This window comes from Kosakonia sp. S42 (assembly GCF_016624785.1).
In the GTDB taxonomy this organism is placed as follows: Bacteria; Pseudomonadota; Gammaproteobacteria; order Enterobacterales; family Enterobacteriaceae; genus Kosakonia; species Kosakonia cowanii.
The window spans coordinates 1-16,854 of record NZ_JACVTW010000011.1; the positions used below are offsets into that span (position 1 = coordinate 1).

Sequence of the window (16,854 nt, forward strand, 5' to 3'; positions counted from 1 at the left end):
TGCGCGAGCAGCACCGCCGTAGGTCTTAGCCAGTACGGTAGTGATTGCAGCGGTCAGAGTAGTTTTACCATGGTCAACGTGGCCGATTGTGCCGACGTTGACGTGCGGTTTTGTACGTTCAAATTTTTCTTTAGACACGGCTTTATTCCTTACTATAGTGCTCTCCCTCAATGGAGAGAGCACGGGACTTTGGTTTTAACCCTGCGGCTTATTTACCACGGGCTTCAATTACGGCCTGAGCAACGTTGTTCGGCGCATCATCATACTTCAGGAATTCCATGGTATATGATGCACGACCTTTGGTCAGAGAACGCAGCTGAGTTGCATATCCGAACATTTCAGACAGCGGAACTTCAGCGTGGATCTTAACGCCAGTAACTTCAGATTCCTGACCGCGCAGCATGCCGCGACGACGGCTCAAGTCACCGATAACGTCACCGGTGTTCTCTTCCGGAGTCTCTACTTCAACCTTCATGATCGGCTCAAGCAGAACTGGTTTCGCTTTCTTAAAGCCATCTTTAAAGGCAATAGACGCAGCCAGTTTAAACGCCAGTTCAGAGGAGTCAACGTCGTGGTAAGAACCGAAGTGCAGACGCACGCCCAGATCAACTACCGGGTAACCAGCCAGCGGACCAGACTTCAGCTGCTCCTGGATGCCTTTATCAACGGCAGGGATGTATTCGCCAGGAATTACACCACCTTTGATGTCGTTGATGAACTCGTAACCTTTCGGGTTAGAGCCCGGCTCCAGCGGGTACATGTCGATAACAACATGACCGTACTGACCGCGACCACCAGACTGCTTAGCGTGTTTACCTTCGATATCGGTAACTTTCGCGCGAATCGCTTCGCGGTAAGCAACCTGAGGTTTACCCACGTTAGCTTCAACGTTGAACTCACGCTTCATACGGTCAACGATGATGTCGAGGTGCAGTTCGCCCATACCAGCGATGATGGTCTGGTTAGATTCTTCGTCAGTCCATACGCGGAAAGACGGGTCTTCTTTAGCCAGACGGCCCAGAGCCAGACCCATTTTTTCCTGGTCAGCTTTGGTTTTCGGTTCTACAGCGATGGAGATTACCGGCTCCGGGAATTCCATACGCTCCAGAATGATCGGGTTGTCCGGATCACACAGGGTGTCACCGGTGATCACGTCTTTCAGACCGATCGCTGCAGCGATATCGCCCGCGCGAACTTCTTTGATCTCTTCACGTTTGTTAGCGTGCATCTGAACGATACGACCGAAACGCTCACGTGCAGATTTCACGGAGTTCAGTACGGTATCACCAGAGTTAACCACACCGGAGTAAACGCGGAAGAAGGTCAGGTTACCTACGAACGGGTCAGTTGCGATTTTGAACGCCAGTGCAGAGAACGGCTCTTCGTCGCTTGCGTGACGCTCGGCCGGGGTATCTTTACCATCGTCCAGCATACCGTTGATCGCAGGAACGTCAGTCGGGGACGGCAGGTAATCAATTACCGCATCCAGCATCGCCTGAACGCCTTTGTTCTTAAACGCAGAACCACAGGTTACCAGGATGATTTCGTTGTTCAGAACACGCTGACGAAGAGCAGTTTTGATCTCTTCTTCAGTCAGGTCTTCACCACCCAGGTATTTCTCCATCAGCTCTTCTGAAGCTTCTGCCGCAGATTCGATCAGGTTCTGGTGCCATTCGTCAGCCAGGTCCTGCATCTCAGCCGGGATATCTTCGTAAACGAAGGTAACGCCCTGGTCAGCATCGTTCCAGTTGATCGCTTTCATTTTCACCAGGTCAACAACACCGGTGAAACCTTCTTCAGCGCCAATTGCCAGCTGCAGCGGAACCGGGTTCGCGCCCAGACGGGTTTTGATCTGATCAACAACTTTCAGGAAGTTAGCGCCCATGCGGTCCATTTTGTTAACGAACGCGATGCGCGGAACTTTATATTTGTTAGCCTGACGCCATACGGTTTCAGACTGTGGCTGAACACCACCAACGGCACAGTAAACCATTACCGCACCATCCAGTACACGCATGGAACGTTCTACTTCGATGGTGAAGTCAACGTGCCCCGGGGTGTCGATGATGTTTACGCGATGCGGTTCATACTGCTTCGCCATACCAGACCAGAATGCAGTAGTCGCTGCAGAGGTAATGGTGATACCACGCTCCTGCTCCTGCTCCATCCAGTCCATGGTTGCGGCGCCGTCGTGAACTTCACCGATTTTGTGGTTTACACCGGTGTAGAACAGAATACGTTCGGTAGTGGTGGTTTTACCGGCGTCGATGTGCGCACTGATACCAATGTTGCGGTAGCGTGCGATGGGTGTTGTACGAGCCATTTGATTCCTCGTTTGTGTCTTTTAGGCGTTCAGAATTAAGTTGCCAAACGGCGGGCGACTTACTTGAAGCGCCCGCCAGTTGACTAGAACTCCGAAGGGATTACCAACGGTAGTGTGCGAACGCCTTGTTGGCTTCGGCCATACGGTGAACGTCTTCACGTTTCTTAACTGCAGTACCTTTGTTGTCTGCAGCATCGGAAAGTTCGTTCGCCAGGCGCAGAGCCATGGATTTATCACCGCGTTTACGAGCAGCTTCAACGATCCAACGCATTGCCAGAGCATTACGACGAACCGGACGAACTTCAACCGGAACCTGATAAGTAGAACCACCAACGCGGCGAGACTTAACTTCGACAGTCGGGCGCACGTTTTCGAGAGCTACTTCGAAAGCTTCCAGTTCATTTTTACCAGAGCGCTGAGCCAGGGTCTCCAGCGCGCTGTATACGATTGCTTCTGCAGTAGATTTTTTACCGTCTACCATCAGGATATTTACAAATTTAGCCAGCAGTTCTGATCCGAACTTAGGATCCGGCAGAATTTTACGCTGACCAATAACACGACGACGTGGCATGGAAATACTCCGTTGTTAATTCAGGATTGTCCAAAACTCTAAGAGTTTAGTGTGACATTAAGTTAAAACAGTTTGGCCTTACTTAACGGAGAACCATTAAGCCTTAGGACGTTTCACGCCGTACTTGGAGCGAGATTGCTTACGGTCTTTAACACCAGAGCAGTCAAGCGCGCCACGAACGGTATGGTAACGAACACCCGGAAGGTCTTTAACACGACCGCCACGGATCAGGATCACGGAGTGCTCCTGCAGGTTGTGACCTTCACCACCAATGTAGGAAGTCACTTCGAAACCGTTGGTTAAACGAACACGGCAAACTTTACGCAGTGCGGAGTTCGGTTTTTTAGGGGTGGTGGTATATACACGAGTACATACGCCACGTTTTTGCGGGCATGCTTCCAGCGCCGGCACGTTGCTTTTCGCAACTTTGCGGGCGCGTGGTTTGCGTACCAGCTGGTTAACTGTTGCCATTAAATAGCTCCTGGTTTTAGCTTTTGCTTCGTAAACACGTAATAAAACGGCCTCATATAATATGAGGACGCAGAATTTTATGGCTGTGCTTAAAAGGTGTCAAGAAATATACAGCGATCCCTGCATTACCAATTCAGCTGAACGGCGTTTTTCACCGCCAGGCTAACGAAATCAGTATAGCTAACGCTGACGGCGCTGCTCGAAATTTGAGCAGAGAGACCACGCGCGTCAACATCGTCTTTCAGCACATGCAGAGTTATGGGGGCAATAAGCAGTAATTCAATGAACGGCGAACCGTTAAGGGCGGCCAGCACACCGTCAGAGAGCAATAACAGATCGTCACCGGGGCGCAGGACGCGCAGCAGCGCCGTCATATCGCAGTGCCAGGGTGAGCGGGATAGAGTCAGCAGCATAAAGGCCTCAAAAATTGAGCACGACGGTGTACTGCTCAAGCTGCTCACGCAGCGCGTCCGGCTCCAGACGCTGAGCAGGTAAGACAAACGCCGCATCCTCGTCCAGACCTCTTTCACGCAGAGAAGCGGCGCAGAGCCAGACCTCTTCAACATCGTACAGCGGCAATACTTTAAAAGTCGCGATATAGTCGCGCGCCAGGATCTTGCCCGGCTGCTGGTTTGCCAACAGTTGCAGCACGCCATCGCCGATAAAAAAGAGGCCAATCTCTTCTGTTAAGGCGGAGGTGGCCAGTACTGCGTCCAGCCCTTCACGCCCGGCAGAGGAGCCGTGCGGTGCGGAGGAGAAAACAAAGGCGATTCGCTTCATCAGAACTGCACCACTCTGTCACAGGTCAGCGCCGCTTCCGCCAGCGCGCCCAGACCGGTAAGTGCAAACCCCGCCTGCAGATTAGCCCCCGTTAACTCCAGCCGTGCGGCCTCGCTCTCATCAACCACGCCACGGCGCAGCGCCGCGGCCACGCAGATGTGCAACTCAACCTGCTGCTCAGCATGCAAACGCTGCCAGGCGCGCACAAGATCAAACTCATCGCTGGCGGGCGCAGTCAACGCGTTCGCGTTACTCACGCCTTCCCGATAAAAAAAGACGCTCGCAAGCGTATGTCCCGCTTCCAGTAGGGCAAGCGCGAACTGATACGCGCTGCTTGCCTGCTGCGTGCCATAGGCCGGGCCGGTCACCATCAACGCAAAACGCATTAATGCCCTTGCCCTGAGAAATCGCCGCTTTTGAACTGGCGAATGTAGAGGTAGACCGTGTGCTTGGAGATATTCAGGCGGTCGGCCACCTGATTAATGGCGTCTTTGATATCAAAGATGCCCTTCTCGTAGAGGTTGAGGACGATCTGGCGATTTTTGGCGTTGTTAGAGACGTTGCGGTCGGCGTTCACCTCTTCAATGGTGAACTCGAGAGTTTGCATCACCAGGTCTTCAACAGACGAGGCGAAGTTAACCGAGGAGCCAACATCCGGTGTTTCCGGTGGAACAAAAGTACTCATGATCTGCGAGAAGGGTACATCCAGATTCATGTTGATGCAGAGCAGACCAATCACCCGGTGATCGCGGTTGCGGATAGCAATCGTCACCGACTTCATCAGTACGCCGCTTTTCGCACGAGTGAAGTAGCACTTCGACACGCTGCTGTCGGCACCGGTCATATCGTGCAGCATACGCAGCGCGAGATCGGTAATCGGCGAGCCGATTTTACGCCCGGTGTGCTCGCCGTTAGCGATGCGGATGGCCGAGCATTTGAGATCCTGTAAAGAGTGCAACACGATTTCGCAGTGCGAACCAATGAGCATCGCTAACCCGTCCACTACCGCTTCGTAGGATTTGAGGATATCGAAGTCGGTCTGATCGAAAGGACGTTGATCCAGGAGGTCAAGCTCACTGGTTTCGTTGGTTAATAGCGACCTGGACATGAAAAAAAACACTCCTTTTCAGGAGCCTGTCGTTAAGTTTTCAGGGCAGGCTCAGTATTTGCAGGGGGATATAAATTAATACATCGTAGGTTATGCTTTCCAGAATTATATCCGCGATGCAAAAAAAACGCCGCTCTGAGGCGGCGCGTTTCACACTTTTACTTCTTCGCAGCGGGTGCGTCTTTTGCATCATCCGCTTTATCGCCTGCGGCTGGAGCCGCTTCCGGCGCTGCTGCGTCCGCTTTCGGTGCCGGTTTGATATCCAGCAGCTCAACCTCGAACACCAGCGTGGAGTTTGCCGGAATACCCGGTACGCCGGTTTTACCGTAAGCCAGAGCCGGCGGGATCACCAGCTTGATTTTGCCGCCTTTCTTGATGTTTTTCAGGCCTTCGGTCCAGCCCGGGATGACACCATCAAGACGGAAGGAGAGCGGTTCGCCACGGGTGTAAGAGTTGTCGAACTCTTTACCGTCAATCAGCGTACCTTTGTAGTTTACAACCACAGTGTCGCTATCTTTCGGCGCATCGCCGGTACCCGCTTTCTCTACTTTGTAGAGCAGACCGGTGCTGGAGGTTTTCACGCCCTTCTCTTTTGCGAAGGCGTCACGGAAGGCTTTACCTTTGGTTTCGTTTTCAGTCGCGTCTTTTTCCATGCGATCCTGAGCGGCAGTTTTCACGCGAGTTTCAAACGCCTGCAGAGTCTGCTCGATCTCCTGGTCACTCAGCTTGCTCTTATCAGCAAAAGCGTCCTGAACGCCGGCGATCAGCTGGTCTTTATCCAGTTTGATGCCCAGCTTTTCCTGCTCTTTCAGGGAGTTTTCCATGTAACGGCCCAGTGAGGCGCCCAGCGCGTAAGCTGATTTCTGGTCGTCGTTTTTGAATGCCGATTTGCTGTCAGTTGCAGCAGTTTTGTCTTTGGTTGCGGCATCAGCAGCTAAGGTGAGCGGTGCATGAAGGGCTACAGCCATGGTGGTCGCCAGCAGCGTGACTTTAAACAGTGATTTCATCCATTTCTCCAGGGACCGGGGCATCTCGCCCCAGGGTTAAACATAAAGTAAGAAGCGTACTATAAAGTGTTGCGGCGGAAATCAACATAAGGACTCTGCCCGAATTCACCCGATCTGTGACTATTTTTGTTTAAATAAGTTTCTGCATGAAGGCTGTACCTTCGCGCAAAGTTAAGTAAAATCCGCCCGATTACCCCAATCGACCCGGATATTACCCGGAGGTGAAAAGATGCAAGAGTTATCGATAGAAGCGCGACTGGCTGAACTGGAGAGTCGACTGGCTTTTCAGGAGATGACCATTGAAGAGCTAAACCAGACGGTGGTGGCTCATGAGCTGGAAATGGCGAAGCTGCGCGAACATCTGCGTTTGCTGGTGGAGAAAGTGAAAGCCAGCCAGCCTTCACATCTGGCGTCCCCGTCGGAAGAGACACCCCCGCCCCATTATTAAGACGTAAAAAAAGCGGGTCTCCCCGCTTTTTGTGCCCGGTCGGCTGACGCTTACCGGGCTTCTCGATACCTTAGCCAACGCACCTGCGGCGCGAAAGACGACGGGTATGATTAATGGCAGCCGCAACCGCCGTTACCGCAACCACCTTTACCGCCGTGATCGTGACCATGGTCGTGATCGTGGCCGTGACCGCCGCAGCAGCCGTCGTGACCGTGGTCGTGGTCATGATCGTGACCATGCGGGCCATGAACGTGGCCGTGCGCCAGCTCTTCTTCGGTTGCTTCGCGAATCGCGACAACTTCGACGTTGAACTTCAGGTTCTGACCCGCCAGCATGTGGTTACCATCAACCACTACGTGGTCATCTTCCACTTCGGTAATCTCAACCGGCACCGGGCCCTGGTCAGTTTCAGCCAGGAAGCGCATGCCAACCTGCAGTTCGTCAACGCCCATGAAGACGTCTTTCGGAACGCGCTGCACCAGGTTCTCGTCGTACTGACCGTAAGCGTCGTTCGCGCCAACAGCCACATCGAATTTGTCGCCGACTTCATGACCGTCCAGCGCGTTTTCCAGACCGGAGATCAGGGAGCCGTGACCGTGCAGGTAGTCCAGCGGTGCACTCACCGGAGACTCATCAACCAATACACCGTCTTCTGTACGTACCTGATAGGCCAGGCTGACCACCAGGTCTTTTGCTACTTTCATGATATCTCCTGAGCGTGGGAAAATTACTGGCGCAGATTGTAACGGAATTCTGCACCCGTGTACCCTTAAGCTTAAAAAATCCTGCCTGATATCGCTAGTCCGGATGAAAAATCCCGATAACTTGCTCATCTTTGCGAACATGATCGCGCGCTTCTTTATCCGCTTCGCGCATCTGATGCCCGCACTTAACACACTCAACAATATCGACGTTATTTTCGCGCCACATCGCCATTGAGTCTTTCGCCTGGCACGACGGGCAGGTCGCGCCAGCGATAAAACGTTTACGAACAGCCATTCGACTCCCCTTATTCAAACTCATCCCAGCCGTCAAGTTGACGCCGCTCTTGCTGCATCTCACGCTGGAAAATTTCTTCCAGCTCGCGGCGCGCTTCACGTACGCGGGAAATTTGTACCGTATCGGTATGCACCGGCATCAGCTCACGCAGCATGCGCATATCGAGCCGTCTGAAGTGCAACTGCGCTCGCTGCGCCTGATGCGGATGCATACCCAGTGAAATCAGCGCTTTACGCCCCAACTCCAGCGCACTGGAGAAGGTTTCGCGCGAGAACTGTGTTACGCCCGCCTGCAACAGTTCATGGGCTTCGACACGTCCCCGCGCCCGCGCCAGAATCGCCAGGTGGGGGAAGTGCTGCTGGCAAAGCTCCACCAGCTTCATGGTATCGACCGGATCGTTACAGGTAATGACGATCGATTGTGCGGCCTCCGCACCTGCCGAACGCAGCAGCTCAAGCTGCGTCGCATCACCGTAATAGACTTTGTAGCCATATTTACGCATCAGATTCACGGCGCTGATATCGCGCTCCAGCACGGTGATACGCATTTCGTTCGCCATCAGCAAACGGCCAATCACCTGCCCGAAGCGACCAAAGCCGACGACAATCACCTGCGGCTTATCATCATCAACCCACGGCGCTTCATCTTCATCCTCCGGCTTGTTGAAGCGCCGGGAGAGCAGCTTATCAATGGCGCGCATCAGCAGCGGCGTGGTCATCATCGACAGCGTGACGGTTACCAGCAGCAGCGCCATCTGATCGTCTTTAAACAGCCGCTGCGAGGAGGCGGTGGAGAAGAGCACAAAAGCAAACTCGCCGCCCTGGCTCAACACCCCGGCAAACTGCATCCGCTCTGAGCTACGCAAACCGTAAATGCGCGCCAGCCCGTACAGCACCAGCGATTTTACGGCCACCAGCACCGCAACGCTCATCACGACCCACAATAGATGGGTATAGAGCACGCCGAGGTTCAGCGCCATGCCCACCGAAATAAAGAACAGCCCCAACAGCAGCCCTTTAAACGGCTCAATGGCAATCTCAAGCTCGTGGCGGTATTCGCTCTCCGCCAGCAGAATGCCGGCGATAAAGGTGCCGAGCGCCATCGACAGGCCGAGGGCATCCATAAACAGCGCTGACCCGAGCACCAGCAGCAGCGTCGCGGCGGTAAAGACCTCGCGCACGCCGGAAGCGGCGATAAAACGAAACACCGGGCGCAGCAGGTAACGCCCACCAATCAACATCCCGGCAAAGGCCAGCACCTTCATGCCCACCTTCATCCAGTCGAGATGATCGTCGCCGTTGCCCGCCAGTAGCGGTACCAGCGCCAGCGCTGGGATCACCGCCAGATCCTGGAACAGCAGCACTGAGAAACCGAGCTGGCCGGACTCGCTGCGGTTCATCCCTTTGTCGCGCATCAGTTGCAGCGCCATCGCGGTGGATGACATTGCAAGACCAATACCGCCAATTAACGCCGCCTGCCAGGAGAATTGCGTCAGCATTAACAGGCCTGCGAGGATCGCCGCACTTAACAGTACCTGCGCCGCACCGACACCAAAAATAGAGCGACGCAGCTCCCACAATTTCGAGGGGTTAAGTTCGAGCCCAATGATGAACATCAGGAACACCACGCCCAGCTCTGAGAAGTGGAGGATCTCATCAACATCGCTGATAAACCCGAGTCCCCATGGGCCAATGGCGATACCCGCTAACAGGTAGCCGAGCACGGCGCCAATTCCTAAACGTGCGGCCAGCGGCACAGCGACTACCGCCGCGAAGAGGAATAGCACGCCGGCCAGTAAGAGTGCGGAACCTTCCATTAACGGCCTCCCGGCGGCAGCGGCGAAGCCAGCCAGTCACCGTAGGCTTTGGCGTGGTGCGCCAGCTCCTGCGGCGTCTGCCGACGTGCCCAGTAGATGATAATTGGGCTGAGCCAGTGCATGCGACACATCGCGGCGGTCAACTCAAAGGGGCGTAAAACATCGTTGAGGGAGTAGCGGTTGAGACCATCATGGCGATAAGCCGCCTCCGGCTCACCGGTGGTGATCACGCTACGCCAGTACTTTCCCGCCAGTTCATTCCCGCCTGCTCCGCTGGCAAAGCCGCGGCTCAACACACGATCAAGCCACTCTTTCAGCAGTGCCGGACAACTGTAGGTATAAAGGGGATGTTGAAAAACGATAACGTCATGCTCGCGCAATAACGCCTGTTCATAGGGAATATCAATAAAAAAATCGGGGTAACGGGCGTAAAGATCGTGCACCGTTACATTCTCCAGTTGCGTGGCCGGCTTAAGCAAAACCCGGTTCGCCACCGAGTCCTGTGATTCCGGATGGGCATAGATCAGCAACACTTTTGCTGTCTGCGACATCACTCCCCTCCCGGGTCTAAATTCTCTCTTCTCTGCAAACCAGCGCCCTGCGGCGTGGCCAGAATGCTTTTGTCTATCGTCTTCATTTTGGGCTAACATTGCGGCCCCGGTGCGGCATTTCGCCGTGGCCTTACATTACCATAAAGACAAATTAACATAGTCTGAACATACGGCGTCTTATGATTGTTTTCTCCTCGTTACAAATTCGTCGCGGCGTGCGTGTCCTGTTGGACAACGCCACAGCCACCATCAATCCGGGCCAGAAAGTGGGCCTGGTGGGTAAAAACGGCTGCGGCAAATCGACCCTGCTCGCGCTGTTGAAAAACGAGATAAGCGCTGATGGCGGCAGTGCCACTTTTCCCGGCACCTGGCAACTAGCGTGGGTCAACCAGGAAACACCGGCGCTGGACGAAGCGGCGATAGATTATGTGATAGACGGCGATCGTGAATATCGCCAGCTGGAAGCGGCGCTTAATGCTGCCAACGAGCGCAACGACGGCAATGCCATCGCCACGGTACACGGCAAGCTCGACGCTATCGATGCCTGGACGGTGCGCTCCCGCGCTGCCAGCCTGCTGCACGGTTTAGGCTTCTCTAACGAGCAGCTCGACCGCCCGGTCAGCGCCTTCTCCGGTGGCTGGCGTATGCGTTTAAACCTCGCGCAGGCGCTGATTTGCCGCTCCGATTTACTGCTGCTTGATGAACCGACCAACCACCTCGATCTCGATGCCGTTATCTGGCTGGAGAAGTGGCTGAAGAACTATCCGGGCACGCTGATCCTTATCTCGCACGACCGCGATTTTCTCGATCCGGTAGTCGATAAGATCCTGCATATTGAGCAGCAATCAATGTTTGAATACACCGGCAACTACAGCTCGTTTGAGCGCCAGCGCGCTACGCGGCTTGCGCAGCAGCAGGCTACCTATGAAGGCCAGCAGCAGCGCGTTGCTCATCTGCAAAGCTTTATCGATCGCTTTAAAGCGAAAGCGAGTAAAGCGAAGCAGGCACAAAGCCGCATCAAGATGCTGGAGCGCATGGAGCTGATTGCCCCCGCGCACGTTGATAACCCGTTCCACTTCAGCTTCCGCGCGCCGGAAAGCCTGCCCAATCCGATCCTGAAGATGGAGAAGGTGAGCGCCGGTTATGGCGATCGCACCATTCTGAACGCCATCAAACTCAACCTGGTGCCTGGCTCGCGCATCGGTCTGCTGGGGCGTAACGGCGCCGGTAAATCGACGCTGATCAAACTGCTGGCGGGCGAGCTGGCGGCGCAGAGTGGCGAAATCGGCCTGGCGAAGGGGATCAAACTTGGTTACTTCGCCCAGCATCAGCTGGAATTCTTACGCGCTGACGAATCGCCATTGCAGCATCTGGCGCGCCTGGCCCCGCAAGAGCTGGAGCAGAAGCTGCGTGATTACCTGGGCGGCTTCGGCTTCCAGGGCGATAAGGTCACCGAAGCAACAGAGCGCTTCTCCGGCGGCGAAAAAGCGCGGCTGGTGCTGGCGTTAATCGTCTGGCAGCGCCCGAACCTGCTGCTGCTCGATGAACCAACTAACCACCTCGATCTCGATATGCGCCAGGCACTCACCGATGCGCTGATTGAGTTCGAAGGCGCGCTGGTAGTGGTGTCGCACGACCGTCACCTTTTGCGCTCGACCACCGACGATCTCTACCTGGTCCACGATGGCAAAGTGGAGCCGTTCGATGGCGATCTGGATGATTACCAGCAATGGCTGAGTGACGTGCAGAAGCAGGAGAGCCAGCCGACGGATGCGGCAAAAGAGAATGGCAACAGCGCTCAGGCGCGTAAAGATCAGAAGCGTCGAGAAGCGGAGCTGCGCACGCAAACACAGCCGCTGCGTAAAGAGATTGCCCGTCTGGAAAAGGAGATGGAGAAGCTCAATGCGCAACTGGCCAACGCGGAAGAGAAGCTTAGTGACAGCGGCCTGTACGATCAGAGCCGTAAAGCGGAGCTGACCACCTGTCTGCAACAGCAGGCGACGGCGAAAGCGGGACTTGAAGAGTGTGAAATGGCGTGGCTTGACGCGCAGGAACAGCTTGAGGCGATGCTTACAGCGGAGTAACACTCTTCGCCGTAAGCGGTAAAGTTGATGGCGGTACAGCCGTACCGCCATTCAGGGTTTAACGCTGGTTAGCCAGGCGCTGGCGAATGGTCTCAAAGTGCTCGGTGTCGTACAGCTTGCCGTCAAGGAAACGGGTTTTCAGTTCCCCGCCCTGCTCCTGCTCCCAGCTTTGCTCATCGTGCAGTTGCAGTTCGCCCTGCGCATCGCGCTCAACCCGCAACAGACCGCGCGCTGAGCGTTTCAGGCCGTTATCCGTTTTCGGCTCTTTAAAGATCATCCGTCCTTCGCCATTCACCGCGCCCCAGGTCGCCTTCATCGCAAAGCCGAAGGTGTCACGGGTGTTGTACTGGTAGGTAAAAGAGCCGACGCCAAAGACCACGTTGGAGCTGGCGAAACCTTTGGCTTCCAGCCGCGCGAGAATTTGATTGGCGCGGGCCAGCGTAATTGAGTCGCCATAAATCAGGCCGACATGCGGATCCAGCACCTTGTAACCCTTCTCGTTAACGGTGCCGCCGAAAATCTCCCACAGCACTTCAACGGAACCTTTCTCCTCCGGGCTGCGATCGGCGCGCGTGTCGTCATCTGCGCCGGTGCCGCAAAGGATCTCAACCGGGTCGCCGCTGTCCGGGCGGAAAACGACGCGTCCTTCACGTCCCAGAATCAGCGATTTCAGCTCGCGGGTATACTCGGTGATCACGCGCCAGTAATCCCAGGTATCGGAGACGATAGAGACAAAGCCCTGCGGATAGATATCGGCAATCAGGCGTCGGAAGGTCTCAATTTCATGCTCATGCTCGCCCATACACATTACGCTGTGCTCGGTCGCCGGAATGCTTGCGCCGATAAAGTACTCCTCGCCTCCGGTATAGAAATCGCGGGCATAGAGCAGCGAAGGGATGCTGTCGGTGCCTTTAAAGCTCAGCAGGTGACCCGCGCCTGCCTGCGCGGTATCGTGCAGACCCGCCATGCCGCGGAATGAGAAGTCGTGGCACTGGAAATCCAGGTGCGAGAGGTCGCTACAGGTTTTCGCTGCCCACTGCTCACAAATTTTGCGGTAGTGGTGCGCGATGGTGGCGTTAGTCGAGGCTTTCCACAATTCGGCGGAGAGCACCGTTTCCAGGTAGTTCACCAGCCAGAAGAACTCCTCACGGGTGTTGGTGATGGTCAGTACCGGCACCTTCATCGGCACTTTGCTCCCCTCATCCAGCGATTTGATGTGCAGCGGCAAGTAGCCTAAACGGTGCAGGTCACGGATATGATCGACCGCCACGCTATCCTTACCGAGGTAGCTGTCCATCACCTCTTTGTACTCATTCACCACCTCCTCTTCCGGGCGGGCAAAGAAGGCGTCGTTGAAGAGATCGACCATAAACCATTTCAGGAAACCCTGCAGGCCGAAGAAGACCAGCTTGCCGTCGGCAACCGGAGACTGGAAAAAGCGGTCGCTGCGCGGCGTGAAGTTGGAGTAAACCTTTGTTGTGCCCTGCGGATACTGCACGCGGTGCGACACTTTATAGCCGTCGATGGCGAGAATCGGATTCAGTTTCATGGTGTGTTCCCCTTAAGCGCGAAATAACGTGGCGATGTCGATCAATTCAACGCCCGGTGAAGCCAGCGTCGGCGAAGTAAACGAAGTGGTGGTGTAGATAGCGTCAATTCCGTTATTGAGCAGGTTTTCAACGCCTTTCGAGAAGATACCGTGCGTAACATACAAGCTGACGCTGCGCGCACCTGCTTCACGCAGAACCTGCGCCGAGCCGATAAAGGTGCCGCCCGCATCGCAGAGATCGTCGACAATCAGCAGATCTTTCCCCGCCACCTCACCGGCCACCAGCGCAAAGCCGGTCAGATTACCGCTGGCAACATCGCGCTCTTTCGTAAGAATGGCGTAATTTTTCGCGCCGGTGGCTTTCGCCACATTGTGAATTTTTTTCAGCGCGCCCGCGTCCGGAGCCACCAGCATCAGTTCGCCCTGCGCAATGGCGCGGCGCAGCGTCTCGCTCTGCAGCAGGCAGGTTTCCTGAGGAATGGCGACGCAGTTGTTAATCGCGGCTGCGGCGGCATCGCTATGGGGATCGAGAATAAAGACTTTATCGAAGTTCAGGGTGTTGAGCTGGTTGGCAAAGACTTTCAGCGCGAAGCTGTCGCCCGCCACCATATGGCGATCCTGACGTGCCCACGGCAGCCAGGCGAGCTGCAGATGGCTAACCGCAACATCAGTAACGTGGCGTACCGCGTCTACCAGCTGCGCCAGCAGCATAAAATCATTCATATCGCGCATGGCGGCGACACGGATGCGCATCAGCTGGGCGAAAGCAGGCAGTTCGCCCGTCACTTTCAGCCACACTGCACCATCGGGAAATACGCCGTTTTCGATTTCAACGTTTTGATTATCGATAAAGAGTTCGATTCTGCTCGCCATCATTCACCTCACCTGCATTAGTTAATGTCCCTTGGACACATTTAATATTGTCCATAAGACACTATTAAGCAAGCCCCTGTCTGGATTATTTTTATACTGAATATATAAGACACTGAAAATACATAAAATAAAAGTTCGCTTGCCGCACCAGGGTAGGCTGATAAACTTGCTGCGTGTGAAATGAGGTGAGTCAGTGATGATCAGCGAAGCAGAATATCTGGATTCTTACGATCCGAGTCGTTTTCCCTCGCCGCTGGTGACGGTCGATAGCGTGCTGTTTAGCCTGCATCAGCAGACGCTCTGTGTGTTGTTGGTCGAGCGCGCCAGCCAGCCGCAACAAGGGCGCTGGGGATTGCCCGGTGGCTTTATTGATATGGCGCAGGATAGCTCCACCCGGGCCACGGCGCTGCGCAAGCTGACGGAAAAAACCGGCGTCTCGCCATCGTGGCTTGAACAGCTGGATACCTTCTCCGGCCCGGAGCGCGATCCGCGCGGCTGGAGTTTGACCGTTGCCTGGTATGCGCTTATTTCGTGGGTCGCCTGCGCGCCGCATATCACAAGCGTCAGCGATGCCAAATGGGTGCCGGTGGCCGAACTTAATGAGCGCGAACTGGCCTTCGATCACGGCGAGATAATCCACGCTGCGCTGCGCCGCCTTCGGCAGAAAACGATGTATTCGTTACTGCCCGTTTACTGTTTGCCTGAGACCTTTACCCAGAGCCAGTTGCAGGAAGCGACGGAGATAATTCTCGGCCAGCCGATCCAGCGCAAAAGCCTGATCCGCCGTTTTGAAGCCTCCGGCATGTTTGAAGAGACCGGCGAGAGCGTGGCGACCGGCGCGCGAAAAGCGCGCTTGTGGCGACGTAAAGCGGATGTCGATATCCACCTCTTTTCGCGCAACCTGCTGGCTGATTGAAGCAAAGCTAGCTGATTTCCCGTTAAATGAGTAAACGGGGGCCTCGCGTGCGTTTATAGTTGTCCCACTTTTTATCTATTTTCTTGTGCTATGACAGACACTACACCTTCACAACTTGCGGTTTTGAAAGATGATACGCATGGCTTCCAACCGATGCGTGGCGCAAGCAACCCACATCTTCAAACCATGCTGCCGCGTCTTATTCGCCGTCGCGTCGCGTTTGAACCCTGGTGGCAGCGCCTTGAACTGCCGGACGGGGATTTTGTCGATCTCGCGTGGAGCGAAGAGCCGAATCAGGCGCGGGATAAACCGCGGCTGGTGGTGTTTCATGGCCTGGAAGGCAGCCTGCACAGCCCCTATGCGCACGGCCTGATTAATGCGGCGAAAGAGCGCGGCTGGCTGGGCGTGGTGATGCATTTTCGCGGCTGTAGCGGGATCCCGAATCGCCTGAACCGCATCTATCACTCCGGCGAAACAGAGGACGGCACCTGGTTTCTCACCTGGCTGCGTCAGGAGCTTGGCGAGGCGCCGACCGCGGCGGTGGGATATTCGCTCGGCGGGAATATGCTCGGCTGCCTGCTGGCGAAAGCGGATGATGATCTGCCCGTAGATGCGGCGGTGATTGTCTCGGCCCCGCTGGTGCTGGAAGCGTGCAGTTATCATATGGATAAGGGCTTCACGCGCGTTTATCAACGTTATTTGCTCAACCTGCTGAAGGCCAATGCCGCGCGGAAACTGCGCGCCTATCCCGGCTCGCTACCGACGACCATGGAGGTGCTGCGTAAAATGCGGCGCATCCGCGATTTTGATGATGTGATCACCTCGAAAATCCACGGCTTCGACGATGCACTTGATTACTATCGCCGCTGTAGCGCCATGCCGCTGTTGCCGCAGATTCGTAAACCGACGCTTATCATTCACGCCAAGGATGATCCGTTTATGGATCATCACGTCATCCCCGATCTTGCGCAATTACCCGCTAATATTGAGTATCAACTGACGGAACATGGCGGGCACGTCGGCTTTGTCGGCGGCACGCTGCGTCGCCCGGAGATGTGGCTTGAAACGCGCATTCCGGACTGGTTATCCGCTTATCTGGGAGCATCATGATTATTCCGTGGCAAGAACTCGACGCCGACACGCTCGACAATCTGATTGAGAGCTTTGTCTTGCGCGAAGGCACCGATTATGGTGAACATGAGCGTTCGCTTGAACAAAAGGTCGCCGACGTAAAACGGCAATTGCAGCGCGGCGAGGCCGTGCTGGTGTGGTCAGAACTGCACGAAACGGTGAATATTATGCCGCGCGGGCAGTTCCACGAATAACCGGACGCCGGGCGGCCTTGATACTGAACAACA

At 55.2% G+C, this 16,854-nt stretch carries 20 protein-coding genes; 5 read left to right on the forward strand and 15 right to left on the reverse strand.

Annotation, left to right across the window (positions count from 1 at the left end):
- The 9 genes from IAE50_RS14055 to fkpA form a co-directional block, all read right to left on the reverse strand.
- Positions 1-138, reverse strand: a 138-nt coding sequence (locus IAE50_RS14055; RefSeq protein WP_023204020.1) for a GTP-binding protein, incomplete at its 3' end; no start/stop codon positions are given.
- Between the two features lie 70 nt (positions 139-208).
- Positions 209-2,323, reverse strand: coding sequence for an elongation factor G (fusA, locus tag IAE50_RS14060; RefSeq protein ID WP_023481958.1), 2,115 nt, complete (start codon positions 2,321-2,323; stop codon positions 209-211).
- A 100-nt stretch (positions 2,324-2,423) separates the two neighbouring features.
- Entirely contained in the window at positions 2,424-2,894 is a 471-nt protein-coding gene (gene rpsG / locus IAE50_RS14065) for a 30S ribosomal protein S7 (protein ID WP_007369802.1), read from the reverse strand.
- Between the two features lie 96 nt (positions 2,895-2,990).
- Positions 2,991-3,365 carry a 30S ribosomal protein S12 gene (gene rpsL, locus IAE50_RS14070; protein ID WP_003023654.1) on the reverse strand — a complete coding sequence of 125 codons (375 nt, stop codon included), beginning with the start codon at positions 3,363-3,365 and terminating at the stop codon, positions 2,991-2,993.
- A 125-nt stretch (positions 3,366-3,490) separates the two neighbouring features.
- The gene (gene tusB, locus IAE50_RS14075) at positions 3,491-3,778 is read right to left on the reverse strand and encodes a sulfurtransferase complex subunit TusB (RefSeq protein ID WP_200580519.1); all 288 of its coding nucleotides are present in this window, start codon (positions 3,776-3,778) and stop codon (positions 3,491-3,493) included.
- Between the two features lie 7 nt (positions 3,779-3,785).
- Positions 3,786-4,145, reverse strand: coding sequence for a sulfurtransferase complex subunit TusC (gene tusC, locus IAE50_RS14080; RefSeq protein ID WP_200580520.1), 360 nt, complete (start codon positions 4,143-4,145; stop codon positions 3,786-3,788).
- Complete coding sequence (gene tusD, locus IAE50_RS14085; RefSeq protein ID WP_200580521.1) at positions 4,145-4,531, reverse strand: sulfurtransferase complex subunit TusD; 387 nt, start codon at positions 4,529-4,531, stop codon at positions 4,145-4,147. Before tusD ends, tusC begins: the two co-directional genes overlap by 1 nt.
- Positions 4,531-5,253: a transcriptional regulator gene (locus IAE50_RS14090; RefSeq protein WP_023482043.1), complete on the reverse strand. Its 723-nt coding sequence runs from the start codon at positions 5,251-5,253 to the stop codon at positions 4,531-4,533. Before IAE50_RS14090 ends, tusD begins: the two co-directional genes overlap by 1 nt.
- 158 nt (positions 5,254-5,411) lie before the next feature.
- Positions 5,412-6,260: an FKBP-type peptidyl-prolyl cis-trans isomerase gene (gene fkpA / locus IAE50_RS14095; protein WP_200580522.1), complete on the reverse strand. Its 849-nt coding sequence runs from the start codon at positions 6,258-6,260 to the stop codon at positions 5,412-5,414.
- Between the two features lie 229 nt (positions 6,261-6,489).
- Here fkpA and IAE50_RS14100 point away from each other — a divergent pair, with 229 nt between their 5' ends.
- A complete protein-coding gene (locus IAE50_RS14100; RefSeq protein ID WP_023482131.1) occupies positions 6,490-6,708 on the forward strand; it encodes a protein SlyX in 219 nt (72 codons plus the stop codon).
- Between the two features lie 110 nt (positions 6,709-6,818).
- On the opposite strand, the gene slyD is transcribed toward IAE50_RS14100, so the two are convergent.
- The 4 genes from slyD to kefG form a co-directional block, all read right to left on the reverse strand.
- Positions 6,819-7,412, reverse strand: a complete 594-nt coding sequence (gene slyD, locus IAE50_RS14105; RefSeq protein ID WP_023482004.1) for a peptidylprolyl isomerase — start codon at positions 7,410-7,412, stop codon at positions 6,819-6,821.
- 94 nt (positions 7,413-7,506) lie between these two features.
- A complete protein-coding gene (locus tag IAE50_RS14110; RefSeq protein ID WP_023482007.1) occupies positions 7,507-7,707 on the reverse strand; it encodes a YheV family putative zinc ribbon protein in 201 nt (66 codons plus the stop codon).
- A gap of 10 nt (positions 7,708-7,717) precedes the next feature.
- Positions 7,718-9,523, reverse strand: a complete 1,806-nt coding sequence (kefB, locus tag IAE50_RS14115; RefSeq protein WP_054804337.1) for a glutathione-regulated potassium-efflux system protein KefB — start codon at positions 9,521-9,523, stop codon at positions 7,718-7,720.
- Positions 9,523-10,074, reverse strand: coding sequence for a glutathione-regulated potassium-efflux system ancillary protein KefG (gene kefG / locus IAE50_RS14120; RefSeq protein WP_042716144.1), 552 nt, complete (start codon positions 10,072-10,074; stop codon positions 9,523-9,525). The genes kefB and kefG overlap by 1 nt, the downstream gene beginning before the upstream one ends.
- A 179-nt stretch (positions 10,075-10,253) precedes the next feature.
- On the opposite strand from kefG, the gene IAE50_RS14125 reads away from it, so the two are divergent.
- Positions 10,254-12,158 (forward strand): ABC transporter ATP-binding protein, encoded by a 1,905-nt coding sequence (locus IAE50_RS14125; protein ID WP_042716145.1) that lies wholly within the window; start codon positions 10,254-10,256, stop codon positions 12,156-12,158.
- Between the two features lie 58 nt (positions 12,159-12,216).
- Here the strand turns inward: IAE50_RS14125 and IAE50_RS14130 are convergent, their stop codons facing one another.
- Together IAE50_RS14130 and prs are read right to left on the reverse strand one after the other, a co-directional pair.
- Positions 12,217-13,707 carry a nicotinate phosphoribosyltransferase gene (locus IAE50_RS14130; RefSeq protein ID WP_023482005.1) on the reverse strand — a complete coding sequence of 497 codons (1,491 nt, stop codon included), beginning with the start codon at positions 13,705-13,707 and terminating at the stop codon, positions 12,217-12,219.
- Positions 13,708-13,719: 12 nt separating this feature from the next.
- Positions 13,720-14,580: a ribose-phosphate diphosphokinase gene (gene prs, locus IAE50_RS14135; protein ID WP_042716156.1), complete on the reverse strand. Its 861-nt coding sequence runs from the start codon at positions 14,578-14,580 to the stop codon at positions 13,720-13,722.
- A 196-nt stretch (positions 14,581-14,776) separates the two neighbouring features.
- On the opposite strand from prs, the gene IAE50_RS14140 reads away from it, so the two are divergent.
- From IAE50_RS14140 to IAE50_RS14150, 3 genes are all read left to right on the forward strand, one after another.
- Positions 14,777-15,496, forward strand: a complete 720-nt coding sequence (locus IAE50_RS14140; protein WP_200135388.1) for an NUDIX domain-containing protein — start codon at positions 14,777-14,779, stop codon at positions 15,494-15,496.
- Positions 15,497-15,586: 90 nt separating this feature from the next.
- A complete protein-coding gene (locus IAE50_RS14145) occupies positions 15,587-16,606 on the forward strand; it encodes a hydrolase (RefSeq protein ID WP_200580523.1) in 1,020 nt (339 codons plus the stop codon).
- Positions 16,603-16,821 carry a YheU family protein gene (locus tag IAE50_RS14150; RefSeq protein ID WP_023481955.1) on the forward strand — a complete coding sequence of 73 codons (219 nt, stop codon included), beginning with the start codon at positions 16,603-16,605 and terminating at the stop codon, positions 16,819-16,821. Before IAE50_RS14145 ends, IAE50_RS14150 begins: the two co-directional genes overlap by 4 nt.
- The last annotated feature ends 33 nt before the right edge of the window (positions 16,822-16,854 follow it).